This is a genomic window from Gordonia sp. AC31, from assembly GCF_031844505.1.
Classification (GTDB): Bacteria; Actinomycetota; Actinomycetes; order Mycobacteriales; family Mycobacteriaceae; genus Gordonia; species Gordonia hongkongensis.
Genome location: NZ_JAUZVK010000006.1, coordinates 268,930 through 294,752, shown reverse-complemented (window position 1 = coordinate 294,752; position 25,823 = coordinate 268,930). Strand labels below are relative to the sequence as shown.

Below are 25,823 nucleotides of genomic sequence, written 5' to 3'. Positions count from 1 at the left end.
AGCGACAGACACATGCCGATCATCACCACGACGAACGGCAGCGCGGCGATGATCGCCATCGTCTTGATGCCGTCGAGGGCATCGTCGCCGCTGATGGCCAGCAGCAGCGCAGCCACCACACCGGTCAGCACACCCCAGAACACGGTGAGGGGACGCGACGGGTGTTCGACGCCGCGCTGCGAGAGAGTGCCCATCACGAGGGACGCGGAGTCGGCGCCGGAGACGAAGAAGATGCCGACCAGGATCATCACCAGCGCCGAGGCCACCCCGGTCCACGGCATGTGGGCGAGCACGTCGAACAGCGTGCTCTCACTGGCCGCGGTGGCCGGATCGAACGCCAGGGTGCCCTCGATGTCCTGATGGATCGCGGTACCGCCGAAGACGCAGAACCAGACCAGCGAGACCGTCGTGGGCACCACCATCACACCGATCACGAACTCGCGGATGGTGCGACCGCGGCTGATCTTCGCGAGGAACAGACCCACGAACGGGGTCCAGGACACCCATCACGCCCAGTAGAAGATCGTCCAGTCAGCCAGCCACTGATGGCCCTCCTCGGTCATGATCGTGGCGTCCGAGCGGGCCGCGAAGCTCGTCAGATCGGTGAAATAGGCGCCGAGGGTCGTCGGCAGCAGGTTCAGGATGAAGATCGTCGGGCCGACGACGAAGACGAACAGCGCCAGCACGATGGCGAGCACCATGTTGATGTTGGACAGCCACTGGATGCCGCGCGCGATCCCCGACACGGCCGACGCGACGAACGCGGCGGTGAGGATGGCGATGATCGCGACCAGCAGCATCTTCGTCGGCTCGTTGACCCAACCGAGGGTGTCGAGTCCCGATCCGATCTGCAGCGCGCCGAGGCCGAGTGATGCCACCGTCCCGAACAGCGTCGCGAAGATCGCGAGGATGTCGATGATCTTCCCGCCCGGGCCGTTGGCCACCCGCGGTCCGAGGAGCCGGGTGAACACCGCGCTCATCAACTGGGTCCGGCCCAGCCGGTACGTGCTGTAGGCCAGCGCCAGCCCGACGACCGCGTACATGGCCCACGGGTGGAAACCCCAGTGGAACATCGTCGTCGCCATGGCCGCGCGGATGTCGTCGGCGCCGATCTCCGGTGGCGGACTGGCGAAGTGGTAGAGCGGCTCGTAGGCACCGAAGAACATGAGGCCGATGCCCATGCCGGCACTGAACATCATCGCGATCCAGCTCACGGTACGGAACTGGGGCTTCTCCCCGGTCCGGCCGAGCGGAATCCGGCCGTACTTGGACACGGCGAGGAACACCGCGAAGATCACGAAGCCGGTGGCGGAGAGGATGAACAGCCAGCCGAGGTTCTTGGTGATCCAACCCAGCACCTCGGTGGTCGTCGTGTTGAGACTCTCCTTGTCCCCGATCCCCCAGATCACGAACGCGATGACCAGTACCGCGGTGACCGTGAAGACCACCGGGTCCAGTGTCTGCTTCGGACGCCCGGTGATCACATCCTGTTCACTTGTCATTCGTCAAGCCAATCAATCTCGGTTCAGGTATTCAAGTTCGTCCGAGCGCACGGTTGAGTATCTCAACGATCACGGAGTCGTCCAGGCCCAGCTCGCGAGCGGTTTCGACGTACTGCTTGGCAGCCGCGAAACCCGCGTCGAGCGCATCGTGGCGACCCGCCTTGATGAACGAGCCCTGCCGCCCGCGGGTCTCGATGACGCCGGCCGCCTCGAGTTCCCGATAGCTCCGCGCGACCGTGTTGGCGGCCACGCCGAGTCGCGAGGCGAGCGCCCGGACCGTCGGCAGACGCTCGCCGCTGAGCAACTCGCCGGACTCGATGAGGTCGATGATGCCGACTCGTACCTGTTCGAAAGGCGGTCGGTCGGAGGCCGGGTCGATCTGCAGTGCGTCGAGCGCCGCCGGGGTGTCGGGGGTCACCGGATGCTCATCCTCACCGTGGATCACGGGCCAACGGACACGACATGCACCGCGGCCCACCGCGGCCCGATCCCAGTTCCCGACCCTCGATCTCGATGACCTCGATGCCGGAGTCCCGGAGTCGCCGGTTGGTCTCCACGTTCCGGTTGTAGGACACCACCACCCCCGGTGCGAGGGCGAGGGTGTTGTTGCCGTCGTCCCACTGCTCCCGCTCGGCTGTCACCGGATCGAGCCCGGTGTCGATGACACGCAGTTTGGTGATGCCCATCGCCTCGGCGGCGGCGTCGACGAAGGGCCGCTCCCCGGTGATCCGGACCGCGTCGGTCGCGGCGTCGTGGACGAGGGTGAACGCGGACATGGTGTCGCGGATGTTGGGATACATCACCACGGCGTCGGTGTCGACCATCGTGCAGACGGTGTCGAGGTGCATGAAGGCGCGCGACTGCTCGATCGGCACCGCCAGCACTGCGTGCGCCAGGTTGTCGTCGAACAGACTGCGCGCCAGTGCTTCCGCCCCGGCGGGCGTCGTCCGTTCGCCGACCCCGACGGCCACCACACCGGCGGCGAGCAACAGCACGTCACCGCCTTCGATGGGCGCGACCTGCGACTCGTAGGCCCGCCGCGCCCCGGTGAATCGCGGGTGGTGGGCGTAGATGAGATCGGTCAGTGACGTCTCCCGCGCGCGGGCGGGAAGCGCGAGCGAGGTGATCGCGAACCGGCCGCCGATCCAGAACGAACTGTCGCGGGTGAACAGCAGATTCGGCAGCGGTTCGATCGCGAACTCGGGTCCGTGGTGCATCCGCCGCACGAGCGAGGACCGCTCGGCAGAGGGTGTGATCGGCAGCTCGTCGAACGTCATGCCGGCCGTCAGCACGTACGCGAGGTCGGTCGGCGACAACCCTCGCAGATGGGTCGCGAGATCTTCCGCGAGGTGTGTGCCCAGCCGCCGCGCGCTCACCGCCGCGGCGATGCCCTGGATGCGGGCCGCACCGCTGTGCGCGATGGTCTCGGCGAGCAGGTCACCGAGGAGATAGACGTCGATTCCCCGCTCGCGCAGCACCTCTGCGAAGGCGTCGTGCTCCTCCTGCGCACGCCCGACCCACGGCAGCCCGTCGAACAGGAGCTGGTCGCTGTTACGCGGGGTGAGCCGGCGCAACTCGTCGCCCGGGCGGTGCAGCATGACCGCTCGCAGGGTGCCGACCTCCGAGTCGGCGCCGAGGGCGTAGTCGTAGGCGGGCGCGGTCATCGCTCAACCGTAATTCGTCGTCCGCGCGCGCACATCACTCATCGTCTGCGCGGGCCTTCGTGTCGGTCGGCGTCATCGTCGGACCGTCGCCCACGATCACCGGCGCGGTCTCGCGCGCGAAGATCCACAGGACCAGCGCCACCGCGGCCACCACCCCGGTCAGCACGAACGCCGGCCCGAAGCCGACCCGATCGGCGACGAATCCGACGATGACCGGACCGGTGACGGCACCGAGGTCCGACGACATGCCGTAGGCGGCCAGCGCCGAACCGCCTTGCTGACGGTTGCCGAGGACGTCGGCGAGAGCGGCTTGATGGGTGGGTGCGAACAGTCCCGAGCCCACCCCGGCGACCACCGACAACGCCAGTGCGACGCCCACGTTCGGCGAGAACCCGAGCGCGATGGTGGCGACGACGGTGATGACGAGTCCGGGCAGCATGATGGGTCGCCGTCCGAACCGGTCCGACAGACGGCCCGCGATCAGGATCGCCAGTACGTTGCCCGCGGCGTAGATCGCCAGCACGATTCCCGCCATTCCCGCTCCGGCACCGAGACTCTCGGTGATGAACAGCGGCACCACCGCGACCCGGACCCCCATCGACGCCCAGCCCTGGGTGAAGTTGGACGCGAGGATCGCCCGGTAGGCGCTGTCGCGCAGGGCGGTCCGGAAACCGATCAGCCCGCCCGTCGGGCCGTCGGCCTGATCCGGTGCGATCACTTCCCGCAACTGGGTGGCCACCACCGTCGACGCGACGAGCAGCGCGACCGCGTACACCACGAACGGGACCCGGAGTCCGAAGCCGACCAGCGCCGCCCCGATGAGCGGACCGGTGATGCTGCCGATGAGGAACCCCGCCGAGAAGAAGCCCGACACGCGACCGCGAATGTCGCTCGGCGCCATACGGATCAGCAAGGCCATCGCCGAGATGCTGAACATCGTCGACCCGATGCCGCCGAGACCGCGGAAGATCAGCAGCTGCCAGTAGGACTGGGCGAACGCGCACGCCAGAGTGCTGGCCGCGACGATCAGCAGACCGGTCAGGTAGATGCGCCGCTCGCCGAAGACGGTGACCAACCGTCCCGTTGCGGGCGCGAACGCCAGGCGCATCACCGCGAACGCCGAGATGACCGCGGTCGCGGCGGTGAACGAGACGTTGAAGGTGCGGGCGAAGGTCGGCAGCGCGGGCGCGATGAACCCGTATCCGAGTGCGATGACGACGTTCGCCGACAGCAGCACCCAGATGCCGCGGGGGATCTGCCTCATGGCAGCTCGGGGAGGTCGTCGAGGGCCCGCGCGGTGAGGGTCCGGCCGAGCTCGATCATCTCCGAGGCCTTGTGGAAGTCGAGCGTGCGGACCGTCCGGCGGGGTACCCGGATCAGCACGTCGGGCGGATAGCCGGCGACCTGGTAGCGGGTCAGGGCCTCCTGCATGATGTCGAGCGACCGGCTCAGCACCTCCACGCGTCCCATCCGGGCCGGTTCGTCGACGCCGAACGCGGGCGCCACCTGTTCGACGGACGGGACGGAGCCGGACTCGGCCGCGGCATCGACCGCGACGGCGCCGCCACCGGTGGCGGCCACCGCCGCATCGGACGCCGCTGCCTCCCCCGAGGGCATCTCGTGGCCGAGCCGGTCACGGACCGCCCGGATGAACTCGTTGTCGAGGATCGGCGCCACGTTGCGTCGCAGCAGTCCCCTGGCCTTCTGTTCGCGCGTGGCGCCCGCTTCCGGGCCACCGTCGGAACCGATGATGACGCCGATGGTCACATCGCTGGGCACCGTCGAGGTGGGCGCCACCGGCAGCGGGTCGAGAATCCCGCCGTCGGCCAGCAGCCGCCCACCGTGCTCGTGCGGGCTGATGACGCCCGGGATCGCGATCGACGCACGCAGGGCGTCGGCGAGGACACCGCGCTGGAACCAGACCGCGCGGCCGGCGTTCAGATCGGTGGCGACCGCGGTGAACGGGACGGGCAGGTCCTCGATCGCGGTGTCTCCGAGGATCTCCCGCACCCGCAGCAGGATCCGCTCGGCCCCGATGACGCCCGGCTTGGTCAGCGAGACGTCGAGCAACCGGACGACGTCGAGCTGGGACAGACCCGAGATCCAGTCCACGTAGTCGTCGAGTTTCCCCGCGCAATACAACCCGCCGACGAGAGCACCCATCGACGAGCCGGCGACGGTGACGATCTCGAACCCCCGCGCCTCGAGTTCGGCGATCACCCCGATGTGCGCGTAACCGCGGGCGCCGCCACTTCCCAGAGCCAGCGCCACGCGCGACGGTCGAGCCATGGGCCAACAGTACCGCCGCCTGTTCTGCTCCCCGACATCGCAACTGGCGGAGACGGCTACTGCTCGGTGAGGAGTCGCCGCGGCCCCGGGCCGAGTTTGTTCAGTTCGTCGCCGGGGTTGAGGAGATGGCACTCCCCGAGCGACAGGCAACCGCAACCCACGCAGGACCCGATCATGTCCCGCATGTTCTCGAGCAGTGCGATGCGTTGGTTGATGTCGTCCATCCAGCGTTTCGACGCCGCTTCCCACATCGACTTCGGGGGCGACTCGTGGTCGCCCAGTTCGGCGAGCACCTCGCCGATGACCGACAGCGGAATCCCGGCGACCTGCGACGCGCGGATGAATGCGACGCGCCGCAGCATCGCCCGGTGATACCGGCGCTGGTTCCCGGAGGTGCGCCGGCTGAAGATCAGGCCCTGGTCCTCGTAGAAGCGGACCGCCGACGGGGCGATCCCAGCTCGCTGGGCCAGCTCGCCGACCGAGAGCTCCAGCTTCTTCAGCGTCATGGGTCGATGGTATGCGCCACCGACGGCGTCGTCCCCGGTGCGCGACCGGGGACGACGGGCAGCGCTCACCGTGGGGTCAGGTGCGGACGACCATCACCGGGCAGTCGGCGTGGTGCATCACCTTCTGGCTGGTCGAGCCCAGCAGGAGTCCGCGGAAGCCACCCCGGCCGCGACTGCCGACCACGAGCAGCGATGCGTCCGCGCCCGCCTCGTCGAGCAGCGCCTTCGCCGGCTCCTCGGGCAGGACGGACCGTTCGATCGTCACGTCCGGGTAGTCCTGCGCGTATCCGGCGAGGCGCTCGGCGAGCACCTCGACCGCGTCCTGGGTCATCCGCGCCACCTCGTCGGCGCCGATGCCGTACCCGTGGAGCGCGTCCGCGTCGAGCGGGGTCCACGTGTGTACCGCGCGGAGCGGCACATTGCGCAGCGAGGCCTGCCGGAACGCCTCGGCGACCGCGGCATCGCTGACCGGTGAACCGTCGACCCCCACGACCACCGGTCCGTCGGGGTTGCCCTCGGCGGCGACGACCGTGACCCGGCCGTGTGCGTGAGCGGCGACACTGGTGCTCACCGAACCCAGGAAGAGGCCCTTGACGCTGCCGAGACGGCGCGTGCCGACGACGATCATCGCGGCGTCCTTGCCCAGTTCGAGCAGCACGCGCGCGGCGTCGCCGTCGACGATCGAGGTGGCGACCGTCACGCCGGGTGCCGCTTCTTTCGCGGCGTCGGCGGCCGCATGGACCGCGTCGGAGGCGTCCTGGCGGATGGCGTCGACGACATCCTGCGGGATGATCAGGCCGGGGGCGTAGTCACTCGTGCTGGCGTCGTACGCACCGACGACCTTGAGGTCGAGACCTTCGGCAGCGGCCGCCCGCGCCGCCCAGCGCACCGCGCCCGTGGCCGCGTCCGACCCGTCCACGCCGGCGAGTATCGCATTCATGTTGTGGCTCATCTCCTCTGATCGCGACGGCCCCTGGCGGGGTCTTCGGTTCGGCCGCGGGTCGGCCCGGGCTCGCCCCGGGCGGCCCGGTATCGGCCCCGGCCCCCATCCTGCCCCGGCGCCGTTGCCGCGGCAATGAGTACGAGGTCCCGACCACCGTCGCTTTCTCCACGATTCGGGCGCCGTGTAACCTGGCAGACACCATGACGTCACCCCTTCCGCAGAACGGCACCAACGACTTTCGCGCAATAATGATCCACATCGGGATCACCGTCGCACTCGGACTCGGCCTGCTGTTCTTCGCGCATGCGTCGTCGGATCCCCTCCAGACCGTGTTGGTCGTCGCCTCTCCCGTCGTGGTTCTCCTGGGCGCGAGCGCCATGCTGTACCGCACGTACCGGGTCTGGAAACGAAACGGTCGCTGGCAGGTGTGGCAGGGGGCGGCGTGGTTCCTGTTGTTCTTCTTCATCGTCATGCTGTTCAACTCCGCGCCAGTCCTCTTCGAATGACCCGGGCGGGGTCGCCCGGCGTCGTTCGCCCCGGTGGAAGCCCTCTGACCGGTAGAGTCGGTCCTTTCACGTGAGGTGAGGGAGGCGCCGTGTCCGTCGGTCCGACCCACGACGAACCACTTCCTCCGGGCGCTCTCGTCGGGCGTCACCGCATCGAGCGCCTCCTGCGCAGACGCGTCGCCGGCGCCGACTACCTGGCGACGGCCCCATATCCGGGGGCGCCCGCCGAGCGCGTGCTGCTCACCGTCGTGGACCGGGCCGCCTCGATCACTCCCGCGTACGGCAACTGGTTCCGGGATGCGATCGAAAAGGCTTCCGCGATGGCGCATCCCGGGATCGCGCGCATCACCGGACACGGCATCGTCGACGGACGCGCCTGGGTTGCGGTGGCTCCCGTGCCCGCCTCCGACGCCGCCCTGCTGATCCGGCGCCACCCCGACGGCATCGACATCGATCTGGCGGTGCGCGTCGTCACCGTCGTCGGCGAGGCGCTCGACGCGGCCCATCGCCGGCGCCTGGTCCACGGCAACGTCTCCCCCGCCGACATCCTGCTCAACGGCTCCGCAGACCCGACCGTCGCCGGGGCGTCGGTGCCCGGTGCCGTCACGCTCACCGGTTTCGGCCTCACCGCACCGATAGCGGGCGACGAGATGCCGCACCCGGCAGCCGATGTCGCCTCGTTGGGACGTACCCTCGTCGAAATGCTCACCGGCGCCGGGAGCGACGCGAGCGGGCCGAATGTGACCGGCACAAGCTCGGTCGCTCGGCACCGGGTGTCGGGTGCAGTGTCGCCGGCGTTCTACGCCGTGCTGGCACGGGCGCTCGACGCCGATTCAGAACACCGATACCGCACCTGCGCGGAATTCGTCCGAGCGGCCGAGCTCGCCCTGCACCTCACCCACTCCGACGGCGAACCGCCGACCGAGATCATCCCCGCCAGCCACCCTGAATCCGAGTATGAGTCCGCCGCAACCGATTCCGACACGACGGAGGTCGTGGACGCGGGGCCGGCCGCCGGCGTCCCGCGCGTGTTCCAGCCCGCCGGTCATCCGGATCGGCCGACCGAGGTCGTCACCGACCGGCCGCGGGGGGCCGGGCCGGTGAACCGGCCGCCGACACCCCCACCGTTGGCGCCCCCGCCGACGGCCTCCCCGTCGATGCGTCGACGACGGCTGATCGCGCCGTTCTTCGTCGCCACGGCGATCGTCGCGGTCGTCGTCGGAACGGTGATGCTGCTCGGCGCGCGCACCACACCGCCGCCGTGGCCGGCGGGCGTCGCCCCTATCGCCGCCGCCTTCCCGCAACTCCTGCCGGAGACGCCCGAGGCGCCGGGGTGGGGAGATGCCGACTGTGAGCCCGTCGTCCGCGACGGCATCGACGGGATCTCGTGCACCGACGTCGCGAACGTCGGATTCGTGGTGTGGCACACGCCGACATCACCATCACGCGCTGCCGTCACCACCGGCCTCAAGGGCTACCCCGGGAATGAGATCAGCTGGCGCAACGGTCCGGCGTCGGCGAGCCGGGACAGCGTCGTCGACGGTTGGGTCGTCACCAACTTCAGCGGGCCAGCGCATGCGCAGTACACGCTGGTGACGACGTGGCCCGGACACACCGGCCGCGACATCCTCGACGACTGGTGGCGCACGGCGCCCCTCGGCTGACGACCGTGACCGAGACGAAGGCCGACCCTTCGTGACGCAGGGAGCAGGGGGCGCGAACCGCCCGATGACGTCTGTCGTCAGCGCCCGCGCAGCCCGTCGATCCGGACGGCGACCTCCATCGCGGTCGAGGGACGGGAGCCGGCGAGGGCGAGACAGTTGGCGATGAGGGTGCGCTCGTCGCGGTCCAGGTTCTCCGAGAGGGCCGGCGGCGTCGACAGCGCCGCCCGGATCGCCAGCAGCGGCTGGGTGTCCGGCACCTCCCCGTACACCCCGTCGCCGGTGAGGGCACGGTGCAGACACGCCCCGAGCGACCAGATGTCGGTCGCCCGCGACGGCACATCGCCGGCCAACAATGCGGGGTCCATGTACTGCACCGCCCCGGGCTGGGCGAAGCTCGTGATGGGCTCGTCGGCCGCCAGCACCCGGGCCAGACCGAGATCGGAGATCTTGCCGCCGGTCTCGGTGACCATGATGCTCGACGGCGTGACGTTGGCGTGCGCGATACCGGCTTCGTGCAAGGCGTCCACGCCGCGCGCCGCGTCCGCGATCGCCGCCAGCTTCTCGTCTCGACTGAGCTCGCGCGCCGGACTACCCAGCGAGCCGAGCGGGAAATACTCCATCGCATACATGAACTGGCCCTGCAGCACGGCGTCGTAGAGCCCGGCGAGGTAGGGCGACACGACGGCGGCGAACGCCCGCAATTCGCGTACCCCGCGGCGGTAGGCGTCGTCGCTGCAGACGCCGCCGAAGACCTTCACCACGACGCGGTCGGTGGCCAGGCCCAGTCGCGCGGGGGGTACGGCGAGATAGAACGTGCCGTTGCCCCCCATGCCGAGCTTCTCGAGCACCGTGAAATCCGCCAGCTGCTGCGGGATCTCGACTTCTGGCATGTCAGTGCCTCTCCGATGATGAACCGATGTTCGGACTGGACCGGTCGTCGGCCGCCCTCGTGGGTGCGGATGGTGCGGCCGGAGACGGGTAGAGCATCGCGACGCGGTCGCCCAGCGATTCCTCGCTCGTCTCGGTGTTGTCGACGACGGTGACCGGAACGGGTACGGCCGGATCGCCTTCGTCCGATCCGGCCACGGTGAACGACACGGCGTTGTCGCGGTGTCGGCGGGGATCCTGCACCGACACCGAAACCCCCTGTTCGGCAACAGCGTTGAGGTCGGCCAGCCACCGACGCCGAGAGCCGGATGCGACGACGGTCAGCGACCGCGACCCGAAGAGCGCCAGACCCGCGGCCATCAACGCAGCGGTCCGCCCGCTGCGATCGTCCGCGGCGATACACGTGATGGTGCTACGACTCGGTGCCACGGTGTCATCGGCGGTCTCGTCGACGACGGCCACCGGAGCCGACCGCAGCGACTCCCCCAAGAGCCGGTCGCCACTGTCCACGAGGACGAGGTCGGCATTGGCGTTCTCCGACATGGCCTCGAGGTCGGCTGCGGGATCGGCGCTGAACCGGCACAGCACCGACACCGCACCGGCGCCGGTCAGCGACGAGCCCAGCTCGTTGAGGCGCTCGACGGCCGATGCGATCGCCGCGAAGTCCGGCACGACCGGAATCCCGACCTCGAGCGGGCGCACGGACCGGTCCGGGGCGGTGAGCAACCCGGCCAGGACGACGTCGAATCCGGTGGTGCAGTCCAGCATTCGCCGATGCCGCGCCCGCAGGTCGGCGGTCGTCCCGACGGGATCGCGCATCAGCACCAGAACCCGCGGGGCGGTGGCGGTGGCCAGGGCGCGACGTTCGGCGGCGGCGATGTCGTTGGCCACCACCTTGTCCGGATACACCACGCGCAGCAGGGGTTCGGTCAGGATCGTGGTCACGAGCGCCATCACCACGAGCATCGCGAACAGTTCGTCACTCAGCACACCGAGTTCGCGCCCCGCGGCCAGGATCACCAGCTCGGTGAGTCCCCGCGTGTTCATGAGCACCGCGATGGCCGCGCTCTGTCTGGTGGGGATGGCGCTCGCCCGCGCGCCCGCATAGGCGCCGAGGAACTTGCCCGCGATCGCGACGAGCAGGACCAGCAGCAGCTGCCCCATGCCCGCGACGCCGATCTGGGTGAGGTCGACGTTGAGGCCGGTGACGACGAAGAACATCGGCAGCAGGAGCAGCACGCTCGCCTGCTCGAGCCGTTCGAGGATCTCCCGGTGCAGCTGTTCGGCTCCCACCTTCGGCATCACCGCGCCGAACACGAAGGCGCCGAAGATCTGATGGATGCCGATGACGTCGGTGGCCGTCGCCGAGAGGAAGAGTCCGATCAGGATGACCGCCAGGATGTCCGGCGTGAGCCGGCCGGCGCTGTCGCGCCAGGCGATCAGCTTCGCCAGCAGTGGACGGACGACACCGAACATCACCGCGGCGTAGACGAGTGTGAGTCCGACGATCTTGGCGACCTCGAGCGGACTGCCGCCCTGGATGATGGCGATGATGAACGCCAGCAGCGTCCAGGCGAGGATGTCGTCGATGGCGGCCGCGGCCAGGCTGAACACCCCGGGAATCGTTCTCATCATCCCGCGGTCGGTGAGGATCCGCGCCAGCACCGGGAAGGCGGTGATGGACATCGCGACACCCATGAACAGCACCATCCCCAGCCGCTCGATCTCCATTCCCCCGACCATGTCGTGCGAGGGATAGAGCAGCAGGCCGAGGGCTGCGCCGAGGGCGAACGGCAGCGCGATCGAGAATGCCGAGATGCTGGCCGCCGCGCGTTCACGCCCTTTGGTCAGCCGCATGTCCAGTTCGAGGCCGACGATGAACATGAACAGCACGAGGCCGATCTGGGCCAGTGCTCCCAGCAGCGGCCGGACGTCGTCGGGGAAGAGCCACTGGTCGGGATTGCCGGGCAGGAGCCCGAGCAGGCTGGGACCCAACGCGATCCCGGCGGCGATCTCGCCCACCACGGCCGGCTGACGGCAGGCACGCGCGATCATCCCACCCACCCGGGCGGCGGCGATGACGATCGCGACGTCGAGCAGCAGGAAGGCGACCGTGTGTTTGTCCATGACCTCGGATCCGTTCTCAGATACGGGCGTGGTGTGACTCGAAGATGAAGTGGCGCCCGCCGATCCGGACATGCGACCCCGGCACCAGCACGTGGGCACGATGCGGGAGCAGCCGGGTCTCCCGGTTGCCGCTGCTCGGATCGGTGACGAAGGTGCCGTTCGCCGACCCGAGGTCGACCAGCTGCACCGTCCACTCCACCAGCCGGATCTCCACGTGGCGGCGCGAGAGCTGACCTGTCTCGTCCTGCACGCGAATCGGTTTGGGCGAACCCGCCGGTCCACCGCCGGCCGATCCCGGTTCCCGGCCGATCACCAGGTCCTCGTCGAGGAGGAAGGTGAACCCGTTGTCGAGCAGCAACCAGCCCAGCGGCGGCCGCTCCCCCTCGACGAGGAACGTCGTCAACTGGTCCATCCGGATTCCGCAGACCCCGCACAGCCACGACTGCGGATGGTTCAGATGGCCTCGCGAACAACGGATGCCGTGCACCATGGCCCGCGACGCCTCGATCTTGACGACCTCGGTCGCGGGTTTCTGATGCTCCTCCTTGGGCAGCGGCGCGCGCGGTTCGAGCGGTTCGGCGAACGGATTCGGCGCGGGAGCCGGCTCGACGCGAGGCCGGCCGCTCGGCGGGTTGGCGTCCCGCGGCGGCCGCTCAGGTGGGTGGGAAACGTTCGGGGACAACGGTTCCGACCCGAACGGACCGCCCAGCGGAGTCGAGGTGAACGGCAACGGATCGGGTGCCGGCAGGTCGGCACCACCATCGGCGCCGGGCGCCATCCGCTCGGTCGTGCCCATCGGGTCCGGCTCCGGCGGCAAGTCGTCGAAGGGCGACCGTTTCCGGATGGGCTCGGGCGCCGGGGGCTCCGGCGCCCCGGGTGCCGGCTTGTCGAGATCGTCCAGGGCCTCGGTCGGTGGACCCGCGTCCGGGTCGGGTCGGGACGGTTCGACGGCCGGTTCCGGCCGCGCCGCCGCCGGTTCCGGCCGCGCCGCCGCCGGTTCCGGCCGCGGTTGCGCCGGTCGCTCCGCCAGGGAGTGGAATTCGGTGCCGCGCAACCCCAGCGGGGTGTGCAGCAGCGCGCCCGCGGCAGGCACCGTGCCCTGGACCAGGTCGAAGCGCTCGTCACCGACCTCCGCGGGCTTCGTGCCGGCGAGGTAGAGCCCGAGACCCTCGAACGGCCACGGCACGGCGCGGTCATAGGAATCGCCCGCGGGCGGCTCGATCCGCTTGCCGTCGGTCTCCCCGTACACCCGGCCCGAGAGGAAGATCGCGATGCCGGCATTGTCGGGAGCCGCGAAGGCGATGTCGACCGGGTCGTCGGCGGTGGCCACCAGCTGAGCCAGCGCCCGTACCAGGTGCCGGCCCCGCCGCGGTGCCGAATCCGGCACGACCACCGCAGATTCGATGTCGAGCAGATCGGTGAGGAAGGACACGGGCACCGCGTCGTTCGTCAGGCACAGGAACGCCGGGGTACGGATCACGATCCCCGCACCGGGGATCAGCGTCACCGTCGGCGTGACGCTCGGGATGTCGCCCGGACCGGTCACAGGAACCGTCCTCCCTGGAATCGCCAGTGGGGGAAGACGGCGCGTAGTGGACCGTTGACCGCCACCCACACCAGCAACCAGGTGGTGACGAACTGGACGGTGAACACGACGGGCGACGGTTGCAGCGACTCCGGGATCAGTCCGGTGCCGTCGATCACGATCCACACCAGGATGCCCTCGTTGATCGCCGTGAGGAGCCCGAAAAGGGTCGGCCAGTCCTTCTCCCAGCGGAACTGCTGCAGGAAGTGGTACAGGAATTCCCACAGCACCCCGAGGACGATGACGGTGACGAGCACGGTGAAGGCGACCCGGTAGACGTCGAGGATCGACGGGTCCCCCGAGGAGATGAGCCACAGGAACGGGACGAGCACGATGGTCCACAGGCCGCCGAGGATGCCGAGCACCAGCACGCGGGTCTGGATTCGCCCCCACAGGGTGGGCAACATGTCAGTCGACTCCCTTGTTGTTCATCCAGCGCCACCACTGGGCGGTCGATCGCCAGGGCGTCAGTCGTCGACAGAACCCCTGGCGGGCAAGGTCGTCGACGATCTCGAGGGCGGCGATCTGCAGACCGAGGAAGGTGTCGACGCCGGGAAAGTAACCGCCGAGCGTCGCGCTGCCCGAGGCGTACAGCTTGCCGTTTCCGCTGCGCGTCCCCTTCAGCTCGAAGTCGCGTTCGACGTCCATGCGGCCGACCGGGTTGATGCCGGCGCCGGTGTGGTCCAGCAGATCACGCAGCAGGCGGTGCTCGCGGACGTCGGCTTCGAGTCCGGTGCAGTCGATCACGTAGTCGGCGTAGATCTCGAAGGTGCCGTCGGGCCGGTGGTCCTGCCGGATCGGTGCATGCGGGTCGACCCGCACGGTGGTCACCACCCCCTGCCCGCCCGCAGCCGGCAGCAGACTCTCCGCCTTGCCGACGGCGACGCGGTACCAGCCCTCGCGCCGCCCACGGGCCAACTGCTCCTGCCAGTCGTCGCGGACAGGGGTGTTCGTCCCGCCCATCTGCTTGTACGCCTCCGCGCGCTCGTGTCCCTCGAGCTTGCGCATGCGGGCCTTGAGCTGCCCGCCCCAGACCGACTTCGGATAGTTGAAGCCCTGGTAGGCCCAACCGTCTTTGCCCTTGCGCCGCATGAAGATGTGTGGGCCGTGGGGTTTGTCGTAGTACGTGCGGAAGAGGTGCACGATCTGCGTCTGGAGCCCGTACGCGTCGCGATCGTCGATGAGCCGCTGCAGGACCCGCGACGCGACGATCCCCGCACCGCGGATCACCACGGTGCCGGGTTTGCGTTGCAGCGACTGGTAGATGTGCTCGTGCGACTCGTAGGCGTTGACGACCTTGCTGGCGTCGCGGTAGGTCTCGCGGAACGCCTGGAGATCGGGCAGGAGCTTGATCCCCGGGTATCCGATCGCGACATGGACCCACTGGCTGCGGAAGGCCACCCGCTTGGTGGGCGAAGTCCCCTGCGGCGGTGTGAGAATCGTGAAGTAGCCACCGGCGGCGCGGCGTCGGATCATCCGGACCTGACCACGGTGCAGGCACTTGAGGTAGCCGATCCGTTCGCATTCCTTCTGCATCGACTCGAACGCCTGCCCGGCCCTCGGCGTGTAGAAGTTCGCGAAGACGGGCTCCACCAGCACATTCCACAGCGGCTTGAGCTTCTTGTCCGCCCATGCCTCCCGCACCGCGTACGACGGGAAACCCCAGATGTTGTCCGGGGTCGACGCCGAATCCGAACGCAGGCGCTCCGTGCGCGGGATCTGCGACACCCGGGTCAGGTACTCGTAGCTGTGCCAGGGCACGTCCTGGGGGCCGAGCACCGCGATCCGGTCGAGCGGCACCCCGCAGATGCGCAGATAGTCGACGGTCACGAATGACCCGATGCCCGAGCCGACCGTGACGAACGGGACGTCGACGATCGGGATGCCCGCGGCCTCGACCATCGCATCGGTCCAGATGTCGGTGTCGACCAGCCCCCGTGTCAGATCGCCGACGGCGCCCGCGGGCCCGGGAGCGCCTCGTCCGGGCGCCGGAACAGGCCCAGGGCCCGGCCGCGGCGCGGGGGGCGCCTGGCCGGGCATCGGTCCGGGACGAGGCGGAACGGGCGGTGGGGGTCCCGGGCGACGCGGGGCGGGCCCCGGTGGCCGCGGACCCGGTGCGCCCGGCAGGGGCCCGCCGGGGTCGGGGACGACACGCGTCGGACCGTGCGGCGGCTGGGTCACGACCGGACCCGGGTGCGTGGTACCGCCGGCAGGCCGCGTCGACCGACGCGGGCGGCATGCGTCGCGCCCCGAGAACGCCGGGACGCGTGCGGAACACGACGGGACATCGCTCCTCCAGGTGAGCAGACGCGGGCACGGATGGTGCGGTAACTCTAACCCGCGGCGATGCTCGCGACGGGGTTATATAACCCGAACGAATTACACCCGTCGCACCAGGTCAGCCCCTGAACTGCACGGAGTCGGGCAGGCCTGCCGGTGAACGCACCGGTGCATTGTGCCGGTATCGAACGTGACATCGAGTGTTGACAAATAGCGGCCCGTCGAAATACGCTCGAGTCATCCGCTGTGGTCTGTTTCACCGGCCGAGCCGCCCACCCCGAAGGATGCGACGATGACGAAAGCACTGACCCCGACCGACCGGGAGCACGAGGCCCCCGCCCGCTACGTGCCGCAGCACGACAAGTCCGGCAGCGACCACGATTACGACCAGGTCCTCGACGACCTGTCCGCGGCATCGGTCCATCGCAACTTCGACCCGTACGTCGACATCGACTGGGACGCGCCGGACATGGCGATCGTCGAGAACGATCCGCGGTGGATTCTGTCCTACGAGGTCGACCCGATCGGCCGCCACCCGTGGTACCAGCAGTTGCCGCAGGAGAAGCAGATCGAGATCGGCATGTGGCGCCAGGCCAATGTCGCCAAGGTCGGCCTACAGTTCGAGTCGGTCCTGATCCGCGGCCTGATGCAGTACAGCTTCAAACTCCCCAACGGTGCCCGCGAATTCCGCTACACCACGCACGAATCCAAGGAGGAGTGCAACCACACCCTGATGTTCCAGGAGTTCGTCAACCGAACCGGCATGGACGTTCCCGGGGCCAAGCTGGGCTATCGCCTCATCTCTCCTCTCGTTCCGCTGGTCTCGACGGTCTTCCCCAGCGTCTTCTTCTTCGGTGTGCTCGGCGGCGAGGAGCCGATCGACCACATCCAGAAGGACTTCCTGCGCACCCGCGCGAGCCTGCACCCGACGATGGCCGCGGTGATGCAGCTGCACGTCGCCGAGGAGGCACGCCACATCTCCTTCGCCCACCACCTGATCCGCGAGCAGGTGCCGCAGCGCGGACGCGTCCAGCGTTTCCTGTTGTCGCTGATGCTCCCGCTGACCATGCGCATCCTCTGCGGCGCCATCGTGGTGCCCCCGCGGAGCTTCGCCAAGCGGTTCGACGTGCCCGACGCGGTCATGAAGGACATCTTCTGGCGGTCGCCGGAGTCGAAGCGGTTCCTGCGCAACGTCTTCGGTGACGTCCGCATGCTCGGCGAGCAGAGCGGACTGATGAACCCGGTCTCGCGCCTGCTGTGGCGCGCGCTCGGCATCAGCGGCCGCCCGTCGCGGTTCCGCAGCGAGCCCACCTACACCGCGGCCTGAACCCGAACCCCGAACGCAGGTAGAACCCGAGACCATGCCCCACGTCGTCACCCAGGCGTGCTGCGGCGACGCGTCGTGCGTGTACGCATGTCCCGTCAACTGCATCCACCCCACGCCTGAAGAGCCCGATTTCGGCATCGCCGAGATGCTGTACATCGATCCCGCGACCTGCGTCGACTGCGGCGCATGTGTCAGTGCGTGCCCGGTCGGCGCCATCGTCCCGGGACATCGCCTGCCGGCTGGGCAGGAACGGTTCGTCGAGGTCAACGCGACCCAGTACCACGATCCGGCCGACGGAGCCGCGCGCTTCCCCGTCGACCCGGCCCGTCGGCTACCCCTCGCGCCCATCGATCGTCCGCGGCAGCTGGCCGTCGACACCTCGATCTCGATCGGCATCGTGGGTTCGGGCCCGTCGGCGATGTACGCGGCCGACGAGCTGCTGCGGCAGCCACAGGTCTCGGTCACCATGTACGAACGTCTCGACCGGCCGTTCGGGCTGGCACGGTTCGGCGTCGCGCCCGATCATCTGCACACCCGCAAGGTGATGGAGCTGTTCGACGACATCGCGCGCAACCCCCGACTGGAGATCCTGCTGAACACCGAGGTCGGGCGGGACCTCACCCTGGCCGACCTGCGCGCCCGTCACCAGGGCGTGATCTGGGCGGGCGGGGCACCCACCGACCGGCAACTCGCGCTGCCGGGTTTCGATCTCCCCGGAGTGTCCAGCGCGACATCCTTCGTGGGTTGGTACAACGGCCATCCCGACTTCGCCGACCTCGACGTCGATCTCGACACCGAGCGCGTCGTGGTCGTGGGCAACGGCAACGTCGCCCTCGACGTCGCACGCATCCTCGTCGCCGACCCGGGCACCCTCGCCGCCACCGACATCTCCCGTCCGGCACTGGCGAAGCTGCGGTCCTCATCGGTCCGCGAGGTGGTGGTGATGGGCCGCCGCGGACCCGCGCACGCGGCCTTCACCCTGCCCGAACTCATCGGACTGGTCGATTCGGGGGTCCCGGTCACCGTCGACGCCGCCGACCTCGAAGCGCTGCCCGCACCCGCCGACCTGGACACCACGACTCGTGCCAAGCTCGATCTCCTGGCCGAGTGCGCCGCCCGCCCCGAACCCGAGGGCCGTCGAATCCGATTGGCGTTCTTCGCCTCTCCGATGGAGGTGACCGCCGGTGCGGACGGCCGCGCGCGCACGTTGACCGCCGGCCGCAACCGTCCGGTCGTCGACGACTCCGGAGCCGCGGTCGGCATCGAACCCACCGGCGAGACGGTGGGGCTCGACACCGGGCTCGTCCTCACCTCGGTCGGTTACCGCGGTGTCGCGGTCCCGGGTCTCCCGTTCGACGACGCGGCCGGGATCATCCCGCACCTCGACGGCCGCGTGCTCGACGGGACCGAGCCCGTACCCGGGATGTATGTGACCGGTTGGATCAAGCGCGGTCCGTCGGGCTTCATCGGCACCAACAAGACCGACTCGGCGCAGACCGTCGCCTCATTGCTCGACGACCTCGAGTCGAACGCGACCGAGGCCTCGGCACCGCGTCGCCGTCGGTTGCTCGGCCGACGCCTCGGCGTCGCGTCGTCCGTCGCCGGCCTCGATTGACGGACTGCTGCGCTAGATTTCAGCCATGGGGCTCCCCGCGTACCAGCGCACCACCGTGCGCGCCGATCTGTCCGATCTACCCGCCGACGTCGCCGCCACGCTGCGCGACCATGCCGACTCGACACAGCTCACCGTCACCGACGACCTGCCGGCGTGGATCACCCGGAGCATCAACCCACCGTCGACCACGTTCTTCGGCAAGCTCTTCGGACGACGCAGCAACCCCGTCGACCCCGATTCCGAGCACCAGACGCTCATCGTGCTGCATCCGACCCACCTGATCGTCGTGGTGTCCGGGGCCGAACGTGGGGTGTCGGCGCTGTCGTGTCCGCTCGCCGCCGCGTCGATGTCGTCGACCCCGTATGTTCCGGAATCCGACGGATTCTCGGTGACCGGCTTTGCCGGTCATGAAGGACGTCCGGGCAGCTTCTACCTCGGAACGGGTGAGCCGACGGGCACGGAATGCCGGGAGGCCGTTCGCTCGGCCATCGTCGCCGCCAAGAATCCGTGAGGACCGCGGACCACACTGCGCCGCTCTCGCGACCCGCGCTGGGTCTCACACTCGCGCTGATCTCGTCGGCCTGTTTCGGCATCTCGGGGGTGCTCGCCCGGGCCATGATCGAGTCGGGATGGACGGCCGGTGCGACCGTCACCGTCCGCATCGCACTAGGCGGTCTGGTCCTGGCCATTCCCGGCTTCCTCGCCTTTCGCGACCGTCGGCAGCCGCTGCCCGAGCAGCCGGGCCGACGGTCCTGGACGGTGCTCGTCGCCTACGGACTCCTCGCGGTGGCCGGCTGTCAGCTGGCCTACTTCTATGCCGTGACCTACCTGCAGGTCGGCGTCGCGCTGCTCATCGAATACACCGCCCCGGTCGCCGTGCTGGTGTGGATGTGGCTGCGCCACGGTCAGCGTCCGGGTCGCGTCACCGTGCTCGGCGCGGCACTCGCGATCGGGGGACTCGCGCTCGTCCTCGACCTCACCGGCGACGTCCCGATCAGCGCGATCGGGGTGCTGTGGGCGCTCGCCGCGATGGTCGGGGCCGCCGCCTACTTCGTGATCTCCGCCGACGACCGCACGGGCTGGCCGCCCCTGAGCCTGGCCGCGGGTGGCCTGCTCATCGGCGCACTGGCCCTCGTCGTCGCGGGGCTGACCGGGATCCTGCCGATGACCATGACCACGGACCCGGTCGAGGTCGGTGCGCTCGAGGTGGCCTGGTGGATCCCGCTCGTGCTGCTGGGTGTGGTCTCGGCCGCCATGGCCTACGGCTTCGGCATCGCAGGCGGCCGGCTGCTCGGGGCCCGGGTGATGTCCTTCGTGGCGTTGTCCGAGGTGCTGTTCGCGGTGGTCTTCGCCTGGCTCGTGCTCGACGAACTGCCGGCACCGATTCAACTCGCCGGCGGCCTGCTCATCGTGCTCGGCGTCGTCTGCGTACGGCTCGGCGAAGCCGCCCCGGCGGTGTCACGTGACTGAGAATCATCGTGCGCGTTTGTGAATAATGTTGCGCACCTTGCACATCTGTCCACAGGTTCGACGTGTTGGCACGGAATGTGTCGCACGTCGCAACGGGCCGGGGTAATCTCGTACGCCATGTGGGGGGAGGAACCACGCGCGACGGGGATGTTCTCGAGGTTTGACTACATCGACGCCGCGCTCACGACTGCGGATCGGTTCACCGATCTCGTGCTCGGTGTCGGCGACCCCGACACCCGGCTCCCCGACACCCCCGCCTGGACGTTGACCGATTGTGTCGGCCATGTCGCGATGGCGCCGTCGCGCTTTCTCGAACTCGCGCGCGGCGAAGGTGAGTGGTGCTGTTCGGCGGTCGACGTACCCGACTTCAATGCCAAACAGATCGCCAACTTGCCGACGCGCGACGTGACAGTGCTCTGCCGACGATTGACCGACGACCTCCGCGAACTCGTCGACGAGGTGTCGCATTTCCACGCGCAGGTCCCGAAGATGCACTTCGACGGCGACCGCGTCATCCGGGCCGACGCCGCTCTCGGCCTGCTGATCGGCGAGTTCGTGGTGCACGCCCGCGACATCGCACGCGCTGTCGGGGCCCGCTGGTGGGTCGAACCGGACGTGGTGCTGATGATCATCCGGGCACGCCAACACATCCTGCCCAGTTGGGTCGATCCGCTGCACGCCGCCGGGCACTCCGGCACCTACGACATCCGGCTCCGCGGGTGCGGCGAACGGCACGTCTACGAATTCACCGACGGCGAGCTGCACATCGATCCGCCGGAGCCACGCCGGCCCGACGTCCACATCAGCGTGGACCCCGCGACCGCTCTCCTCGCCGGTTACGGTCGCCTGTCCCCGGGGTGGGTCGGCCTCACCGGGAAGGGCATCGCCTGGGGTGCCCGGCCGTGGCTCGCTCCTCGCCTCCAGCACAAATTCCTGCCCGCCTGAGCGGGCGCCGCGGCGCAGGGGCGCGGGTGACGACAGCACGCCGCGCTCCAGGAAAAACTCGCATGCGACATCATTCCGTTGACGCGACCTCGATCGAGGTCGCGCCGCCGGATTGATGTCGCATGCGACGTCAATGGTGTGCGGGCGGTGACACCCGCGCCGTGCTCGGCTCAGCGACCGGTCGGCGAGCCAGCGGGACGGCTCGCCCGGCGTCCCTGCCCGCGGGCGCCCGCCCGCTGCTGGTCGCCGCCGCGCGACTGCCCGGCGCCGCGTCCCTGGCCTCCGGTTCGTGCGTCCGACGAGCGCGAACCGCCCGCGCGCGAGTCGCTCCGAGCCGGACGGCCGCGGCCCTCGCCGCGAGTACCGCGCGAGTCACCGCCGGTGGCGTTCCGGCCGCCGCCGGTTCCGGCGCTCCGGCTCTCGCCACGAGCGCCGCCCTGGCCTCGACCACGACCGCCGCGTCGACTCCCCTGCGAGCGACCGCCCTGCGAACGACCGCCCTGCGGACGACCTCCCTGGGACCGGCCGCCCTGTGCACCGCCACCACGAGCGGCCTCGGCGGCTGCGCGTGCCGCCGCGGACACGCGGGGGGCGCGCTCGCCGACGAGCTCGTCGACGGCTGCCGACGATGCGTCGACAGCGATGGGTGTCACCTTGATCTTGGCCTTGCGCAGTAGTTGTGCGACCTCACGACGCTGCTCGTGCAGGCAGACGGTCACGACGTCGCCGGCCGACCCGGCGCGGGCGGTGCGGCCCGAGCGGTGCAGATACGCCTTGTGCTCGGCCGGCGGATCGACATGCACGACGAGTTCGATGCCGTCGACGTGCACGCCACGGGCGGCGACGTCGGTGGCGACGAGGACACGGACCTCACCCTCACCGAAGGCGGCCAGGTTGCGGTCGCGCTGAGCCTGACTGAGATTGCCGTGGAGGTCGACAGCGGGGATCCCGGCCTCGGTCAGCTTCTTGGCGAGCTTCTTGGCCTGGTGCTTGGTGCGCATGAACAGGATTCGACGACCGGTGCCGGAGGCCAACTCGGCCACGAGGTCCTGCTTGCCCGCCGAGGAGACCTCGAAGACATGATGGGTCATCGCGGCGACCGGCGACTCCGCCGAATCCACCGAATGTTGCACCGGATTGTCGAGGAAGCGCTTGGCGAGCTTGTCGACGCCGTTGTCCAGCGTGGCCGAGAACAGCATCCGCTGACCGTCGGCGGGGGTCGCGGCGAGGATCTTGGTCACGACGGGCAGGAAGCCGAGGTCGGCCATGTGGTCGGCCTCGTCGATCACGGTGATCTCGACTTCGTCGAGCCGGACGATGCCCTGACGCATCAGGTCCTCGAGACGTCCGGGGCACGCGACGACGATGTCGACTCCGCGCCGGAACGCCTGCTCCTGGCGGGTCTGTTTGACGCCGCCGAACACGGTGGTGACGGTGAGTCCCACGGAGGCGGCGAGCGGCTCGACGACCGCGGCGATCTGGGTCGCGAGTTCGCGGGTCGGCGCCAGGATCAGTCCCGTGGGTGCGCCCACGTAGCGCTTGACCTGCATCTCGGCCAGGCCGGCGACGAGCGGGATGGAGAAGGCGAGGGTCTTGCCCGAGCCGGTCTTGCCGCGGCCCAGGACGTCCTTGCCGTCGAGGGTGTCAGGGAGGGTGTCCTTCTGGATCGGGAAGGCGTCGGTCTTGCCCTGAGAGACGAGAACCTTGACGAGTTCGGTTGGGACACCGAGGGATTCGAACGACACACCGGGCGCCGACGCAGCAGCATCGGTGGAGGTGGCCGGGTTTTCGAGGACAGCAGTCATGTGGTGTGCAGGCTTCTTCCTGTGCTTGGCACGCGAACAGCACGACTGACGTGCAAGGGCGGTGCCGGTGGCGAACACGCGGGTGCGCGAGCTCGTTCGCCGTATGAAGTCAATGGCAGGTGGCCGACCGGTGTCGGAATGTCCGGACCTGCGAGAGAGGCGTTCTACGACGCTAGACGCGGCCTGTACGGGCGCATCACTTCTGGCAACAGTACGCGTCGGTGATCGATACCGCGAATCGCTGTGATGCACGTCGCGTTTCGCCCACACCGGCAGGGTCGTCGGAAATCCGACCGAAGACCGCCCAGGACAGTGCTCACGACGGCATGCGGTCGACGCCGCGCCTCTCGAGGGCGGTTTTCACCGGCGCTTCCCAGGCCTGTCCGGACTTGAAAGGTTTTGTCCCGCAACCTCAGAACGCCTCGCTGAGCATCACCGCGACGGTGCCCGGCTCGAGCGCGTCGAAGACGTGCTCGACATCACCGGGATACGAGATGTAGTCACCGGCCGACAGCACCTCGGTGGCATCGGTGGGCCCGAGACGCGCTCGGCCGCAACTGATCACGACATGCTCGACGATCCCGCGCGCATGCGGGGCGGAGACCCTGGGCTTACCCGGCTCGGCCCGGATCACGTACATGTCGCGCCGGGAACCCGGCGACGCGGTGGACAGCAGCGTGGCCGAGTAATCGGCGTCCGCGGCCGGGATCACCGGTCCCTCACCGAACCGGATGACCTCGACCGTGGGCGTAGGCGAATCCAGAAGCGCCGAGAACTGCACCCCCAGAGCCGTGGACAGGGCCCACAGCGTCTCCACACTGGGGTTCCCCTCCCCCGATTCGAGCTGGGACAGCGTCGACTTGCCGATACCGGCGCGCCGGGCGAGTTCGGTCAGCGACAGACCGGCTCGTGCGCGTTCTCGCTTCAATGACGCGGCGACGAGCTCTTTCGGATTCACCGAGCGCGCTTCGTTCATCAAACCGTCCGATCGTCCATCTTGACGAACACTCCTCCACTGTTCACTATGATAGTCATGCGTTCGGCTTGGAGAACACTCGACTCGGCAACCCTGCGCGCTGTCGTGGTGATGTCGCTGTCGGTGCTCGTGATCGGGACGTCGTACGGGGTCGCCGCGCACGGCGCGGGCCTCACTCTCTGGCAGATCGTCCTGATCGCCACTATCGTGCTCGCCGGATCGTCGGAGTTCGTCTTCGTCGGGATTCTCGCCGCGGGCGGGGTGCCGATCCTGGCCGCGCTGGCCGGCCTGCTGGTCAACACCCGGAACTTCGGATACGGCCTCGCCGTCGGAAAGCACCTGCGCGGCACGCCCGAGATCCTGCTCGGCTCCCACCTCATCAACGACGAGACGGCAGCCCTGGCGACGGCCGAGACCGATCCCCGGCGCGCACGCGCCGCGTTCCTGTTGTGCGGGCTGGGAGTTCTCATCTCCTGGCCCGTCGGCGCCGCCCTGGGTGCCGCCCTCGGGGGCGTGGTCGCCGACCCCGCGAGCCTCGGCCTCGACGCCGCCTTCCCCGCCCTTCTCGCCGCGCTGGCCATCCCCGCCCTTCGCGACGGCGCCACCTGGGCGGCGGTGACCGTCGGCGCGGCGGTGGCCGTCTCCTCGACGCCGTTCCTACCGGCCGGGTTGCCGATCATGGGTGCACTCGGCGGTTTCGCCGCCCTCGAGGTGGTCCGCCGCCTTCGGTCGGCATCCGCGGAGGCACCGGATCTGCCCCGCACGAGGACCGGCGCCGACGCCCGGAACGCCGAGCCGAATGACACGCTCGAGCACGACACCGTTCGGACATCGCGATGAGCGCCGGCGTCTCCCTGGCCATCGGGATCACACTCCTCGCAGTCGGCACCTACGCAATGCGCGCTGCCGGACCTGTTCTGCGGAAACGTATCTCGGTGTCCGCCGCGGCCGAGAAGCTGATGGATCGGGCCACCGTCGTCCTTCTCGTCGCGGTCGCCCTCACCGGCGCGTTCTTCGTCGACCACGAGCAGTGGGATATATTTCGCCGCGAACGTCCGTCCACGGCTGCCGACGAGATCGTTCGCTGGGCAACCCCGGTCAATTGTTTTCAGCGAACAGCTACGCAGGATACCGAACTCAACGGCACGCGCATCAGCGAGGGCCAACGCGTAGGCCTCTTCTATGGGTCAGCCAACTACGACAACACTGTCTTCCGAGATCCATTCACCTTCGACATCACACGAAACCCCAACCCGCATCTCGGGTTCGGAGGCAGTGGGGCGCACTACTGCATCGGCGCCAACCTCGCCAAGATGGAAATCGACATCATGATGAACGCCGTCGCGGACATCATCCCCGACCTCACCAAAACCGGCGAGCCGATTCGAGTCAGGTCCGGCTGGCTCAACGGCATCAAGGAGATGCCAGTTCGCTATCACTGATTCGTTCATCGATACTAGATTTCGAGCTGTTCATTGCAACGTCCTGATCATGGCAAGGCAATCTGTCGGCCACCATGCAATATCGATCTGCCACACCGTGGGTTCGACAAAACACTTCGGGTTCGTCGGTTGTCAGGCGAATAACACTCCATCAACCAAGAATTTACTTTCATCATGGCCTACTCAGTTCGCGAGGCCCATGTTTCTACCGTAATGTATTGACGGCAAGGCACTCATCCATCAAGAAATCGGGGTCACAGATGGCAAGCATCATTCAAGGCGCAATCAC

The 25,823-nt window shown here is 69.0% G+C and carries 21 protein-coding genes and 2 pseudogenes; 9 read left to right on the top strand and 14 right to left on the bottom strand.

The window, feature by feature from the left end; genetic code table 11:
• The 7 genes and pseudogenes from Q9R39_RS10270 to Q9R39_RS10240 all read right to left on the bottom strand — a co-directional run.
• A pseudogene (locus Q9R39_RS10270) lies at positions 1-1,502 on the bottom strand (BCCT family transporter); the annotation flags it as partial.
• Between the two features lie 31 nt (positions 1,503-1,533).
• Entirely contained in the window at positions 1,534-1,920 is a 387-nt protein-coding gene (locus tag Q9R39_RS10265) for a GntR family transcriptional regulator (protein WP_311277441.1), read from the bottom strand.
• Between the two features lie 13 nt (positions 1,921-1,933).
• Positions 1,934-3,166, bottom strand: coding sequence for an arginine deiminase (locus tag Q9R39_RS10260; protein WP_311277440.1), 1,233 nt, complete (start codon positions 3,164-3,166; stop codon positions 1,934-1,936).
• Between the two features lie 34 nt (positions 3,167-3,200).
• Positions 3,201-4,430 (bottom strand): MFS transporter, encoded by a 1,230-nt coding sequence (locus Q9R39_RS10255; protein ID WP_058251462.1) that lies wholly within the window; start codon positions 4,428-4,430, stop codon positions 3,201-3,203.
• The gene (locus tag Q9R39_RS10250) at positions 4,427-5,455 is read right to left on the bottom strand and encodes a patatin-like phospholipase family protein (RefSeq protein ID WP_311277439.1); all 1,029 of its coding nucleotides are present in this window, start codon (positions 5,453-5,455) and stop codon (positions 4,427-4,429) included. Before Q9R39_RS10250 ends, Q9R39_RS10255 begins: the two co-directional genes overlap by 4 nt.
• Before the next feature lie 56 nt (positions 5,456-5,511).
• Complete coding sequence (gene soxR, locus Q9R39_RS10245) at positions 5,512-5,961, bottom strand: redox-sensitive transcriptional activator SoxR (RefSeq protein ID WP_065630178.1); 450 nt, start codon at positions 5,959-5,961, stop codon at positions 5,512-5,514.
• A 76-nt stretch (positions 5,962-6,037) separates the two neighbouring features.
• Positions 6,038-6,901 (bottom strand): universal stress protein, encoded by an 864-nt coding sequence (locus Q9R39_RS10240; RefSeq protein WP_311277438.1) that lies wholly within the window; start codon positions 6,899-6,901, stop codon positions 6,038-6,040.
• Positions 6,902-7,104: 203 nt separating this feature from the next.
• Here Q9R39_RS10240 and Q9R39_RS10235 point away from each other — a divergent pair, with 203 nt between their 5' ends.
• Positions 7,105-7,410: a hypothetical protein gene (locus tag Q9R39_RS10235; protein WP_311277437.1), complete on the top strand. Its 306-nt coding sequence runs from the start codon at positions 7,105-7,107 to the stop codon at positions 7,408-7,410.
• An 89-nt stretch (positions 7,411-7,499) separates the two neighbouring features.
• A complete protein-coding gene (locus Q9R39_RS10230; protein ID WP_311277436.1) occupies positions 7,500-9,074 on the top strand; it encodes a serine/threonine protein kinase in 1,575 nt (524 codons plus the stop codon).
• 77 nt (positions 9,075-9,151) lie between these two features.
• Here Q9R39_RS10230 and Q9R39_RS10225 read toward each other — a convergent pair whose 3' ends face one another.
• Genes Q9R39_RS10225 through Q9R39_RS10205 form a run of 5 tightly spaced genes read right to left on the bottom strand, consistent with a single transcriptional unit; the run spans position 9,152 to position 15,714 of the window.
• The gene (locus Q9R39_RS10225) at positions 9,152-9,964 is read right to left on the bottom strand and encodes a protein kinase domain-containing protein (RefSeq protein ID WP_078112162.1); all 813 of its coding nucleotides are present in this window, start codon (positions 9,962-9,964) and stop codon (positions 9,152-9,154) included.
• Between the two features lies 1 nt (position 9,965).
• On the bottom strand, positions 9,966-12,089 hold the full coding sequence (locus tag Q9R39_RS10220; protein ID WP_311277435.1) for a cation:proton antiporter: 2,124 nt from the start codon (positions 12,087-12,089) through the stop codon (positions 9,966-9,968).
• 16 nt (positions 12,090-12,105) lie between these two features.
• Complete coding sequence (locus Q9R39_RS10215) at positions 12,106-13,635, bottom strand: FHA domain-containing protein (protein WP_311277434.1); 1,530 nt, start codon at positions 13,633-13,635, stop codon at positions 12,106-12,108.
• On the bottom strand, positions 13,632-14,081 hold the full coding sequence (locus Q9R39_RS10210) for a hypothetical protein (protein WP_058251470.1): 450 nt from the start codon (positions 14,079-14,081) through the stop codon (positions 13,632-13,634). Before Q9R39_RS10210 ends, Q9R39_RS10215 begins: the two co-directional genes overlap by 4 nt.
• Position 14,082: 1 nt before the next feature.
• Positions 14,083-15,714, bottom strand: a complete 1,632-nt coding sequence (locus Q9R39_RS10205) for a hypothetical protein (protein WP_396275652.1) — start codon at positions 15,712-15,714, stop codon at positions 14,083-14,085.
• A 532-nt stretch (positions 15,715-16,246) separates the two neighbouring features.
• Here Q9R39_RS10205 and Q9R39_RS10200 point away from each other — a divergent pair.
• The 5 genes from Q9R39_RS10200 to Q9R39_RS10180 all read left to right on the top strand — a co-directional run bounded on the left by Q9R39_RS10200 (position 16,247) and on the right by Q9R39_RS10180 (position 21,311).
• Positions 16,247-17,281: a diiron oxygenase gene (locus Q9R39_RS10200; RefSeq protein WP_311277433.1), complete on the top strand. Its 1,035-nt coding sequence runs from the start codon at positions 16,247-16,249 to the stop codon at positions 17,279-17,281.
• Positions 17,282-17,315: 34 nt separating this feature from the next.
• The gene (locus tag Q9R39_RS10195; RefSeq protein ID WP_058251472.1) at positions 17,316-18,896 is read left to right on the top strand and encodes a 4Fe-4S binding protein; all 1,581 of its coding nucleotides are present in this window, start codon (positions 17,316-17,318) and stop codon (positions 18,894-18,896) included.
• A gap of 25 nt (positions 18,897-18,921) precedes the next feature.
• Positions 18,922-19,407 (top strand): hypothetical protein, encoded by a 486-nt coding sequence (locus tag Q9R39_RS10190; protein ID WP_058251473.1) that lies wholly within the window; start codon positions 18,922-18,924, stop codon positions 19,405-19,407.
• Positions 19,404-20,366, top strand: a complete 963-nt coding sequence (locus Q9R39_RS10185) for a DMT family transporter (protein WP_175404314.1) — start codon at positions 19,404-19,406, stop codon at positions 20,364-20,366. The genes Q9R39_RS10190 and Q9R39_RS10185 overlap by 4 nt, the downstream gene beginning before the upstream one ends.
• 117 nt (positions 20,367-20,483) lie before the next feature.
• Positions 20,484-21,311, top strand: a complete 828-nt coding sequence (locus Q9R39_RS10180) for a maleylpyruvate isomerase N-terminal domain-containing protein (protein ID WP_265965681.1) — start codon at positions 20,484-20,486, stop codon at positions 21,309-21,311.
• Between the two features lie 170 nt (positions 21,312-21,481).
• Here the strand turns inward: Q9R39_RS10180 and Q9R39_RS10175 are convergent, their stop codons facing one another.
• Together Q9R39_RS10175 and Q9R39_RS10170 are read right to left on the bottom strand one after the other, a co-directional pair.
• Positions 21,482-23,116: a DEAD/DEAH box helicase gene (locus tag Q9R39_RS10175; RefSeq protein ID WP_205333072.1), complete on the bottom strand. Its 1,635-nt coding sequence runs from the start codon at positions 23,114-23,116 to the stop codon at positions 21,482-21,484.
• Between the two features lie 412 nt (positions 23,117-23,528).
• Entirely contained in the window at positions 23,529-24,092 is a 564-nt protein-coding gene (locus Q9R39_RS10170) for a helix-turn-helix domain-containing protein (protein WP_058251475.1), read from the bottom strand.
• Between the two features lie 57 nt (positions 24,093-24,149).
• Between Q9R39_RS10170 and Q9R39_RS10165 the strand changes: the two genes are divergently transcribed.
• Both Q9R39_RS10165 and Q9R39_RS10160 read left to right on the top strand, forming a co-directional pair.
• Entirely contained in the window at positions 24,150-24,932 is a 783-nt protein-coding gene (locus Q9R39_RS10165) for an AzlC family ABC transporter permease (RefSeq protein ID WP_078112171.1), read from the top strand.
• A 173-nt stretch (positions 24,933-25,105) separates the two neighbouring features.
• A pseudogene (locus tag Q9R39_RS10160) lies at positions 25,106-25,534 on the top strand (cytochrome P450); the annotation flags it as partial.
• Between the last annotated feature and the right edge of the window lie 289 nt (positions 25,535-25,823).